We start from the raw sequence: 1,522 nt of genomic DNA, 5'->3' as shown, positions 1-1,522 counted from the left end.
ATGCAGGAGTTTACTTAGTTCAAATTACTTCTGGTACAACTAGCCTTACTAAAAAACTAGTAATCAAATAATTTATCCTTCAATTTGATTTATAAAAGCAGTGCTGGAGTAAGCACTGCTTTTTTTATGTATACTATTTCAGTCTCGCTTTCGCGAAAGCGAGATCAACACTTTCTCTTTACTTTTTCAGTATTATATACGCTACTTGTAATTTTACTAATTTATTCAAGAGTTTTAATAGTAAGAAGTTGTGAATCAATACGTCTACAAGTCTATGATACGAATTATAATAAGTACAACGCTTAGTCTTTTTTTATTTCATTTGAACACCATGATATTTGATTTTAATAAGAATGCAGATATTTCTGTATGGAAAATTGTGGACGATAGAGTCATGGGAGGAATTTCTCAAGGTAGGTTTTCACTTACTGACGAAGGTTACGGTAAATTTCATGGTCTTGTAACTACTGAAAGTAATGGTGGTTTCAGTTCTGTAGATTACAATTTTAATACTTTGGAAGTCGGTTCTAAGGATAAACTTAAAGTGAGGCTTAAAGGTGATGGAAAAATCTATCAATTGAGAGTTAAAGCTTTTTCAAGCGATAGACATAACTATATTAAAGAAATTTCAACGTCTGGAGACTGGGAAACTTTTGAGATACCGCTGGCATATATGTATCCATCCTGGCGAGGAAATAAGCTGAATATCCCTAATTTTGATAAAGATCAAATAACTAGCATCACTATATTAATCGCTAATGGAAAAAGAGAAAATTTTGAAATTTTGCTAGATTCTATAGAGCTTATCAAATCCTAAATGCTAGGCAGATAGTTGTAACTAATTTCAGTTTCTGCGTGCTTTACGCATTTTACGTTCTTCTCTTTTTTTGAGAAAATAAAGTCTTCGTTTTTCTTTAATGCTTAGATCTTCACGGTTACGATTTTGTAATTCTTGAAGTTCTTGATTATCTGTTTTGTTTAAAGCTATACTCTTGTAATCCCTCGCGCTCAAGCGTATCCCTATTGCTATATTAAGGTAGTTAGCATTGTTAAAACGATCTTCCAGAGCTCTTGCGGTATTAATGTTATAAGAAACCATTTCAAAACTAGGGCTTATATAAAAAGAAGTAGAACTATTTAAAATGTATTCTACACTAGTCGTAATACGTAATACATTTCCAGTATCCCTAAATTTGCCGCCGCCTTGTGATGGGCTCTGTTTATTTTTATTCTGGCTGTAACCGTAACCTATATCACTAGTTATACCCCAATAATCATTTAGTTGATAGTCATATCCGGCATATAAGTAAGCATTAAATTTAGTAGATTTTGAGTATTCCCCAACAACCGCGGTACTGGTCACGTTCATAAAGTCTTGAGTGAGCGATCCACCTAAGTAAAAGTTTTTAGGCAAGTAAAATTGCATCCTTAAACCATAACCTACTCCACCTTCTAGACCATTACCAGCAAAATTATCACCACTAGTAAATCCCCTTTGCAAATATAAATCGGTTACAAACAC

General features: G+C 33.1%; 2 protein-coding genes. One reads left to right on the top strand and one right to left on the bottom strand.

Features of this window, described 5'->3' with window-relative positions:
- The first annotated feature begins 331 nt into the window (after window positions 1–331).
- The gene (locus tag A9Q93_RS12750) at window positions 332–817 is read left to right on the top strand and encodes a CIA30 family protein (RefSeq protein WP_303687785.1); all 486 of its coding nucleotides are present in this window, start codon (window positions 332–334) and stop codon (window positions 815–817) included.
- Between the two features lie 27 nt (window positions 818–844).
- On the opposite strand, the gene A9Q93_RS12745 is transcribed toward A9Q93_RS12750, so the two are convergent.
- Window positions 845–1,522: outer membrane beta-barrel protein (locus tag A9Q93_RS12745; RefSeq protein WP_303687784.1), on the bottom strand; the 678-nt coding region annotated here is incomplete at its 5' end.

It is taken from the genome of Nonlabens dokdonensis (assembly GCF_002162835.1).
Taxonomy (GTDB): domain Bacteria; phylum Bacteroidota; class Bacteroidia; order Flavobacteriales; family Flavobacteriaceae; genus Nonlabens; species Nonlabens dokdonensis_B.
This window is presented reverse-complemented; position numbering and strand designations above follow the sequence as displayed.

Bases quoted from the DNA above. Each gene is read 5' to 3' on its own strand.
- A9Q93_RS12750 (WP_303687785.1), top strand. From the start codon at position 332: ATGATATTTGATTTTAATAAGAATGCAGATATTTCTGTATGGAAAATT.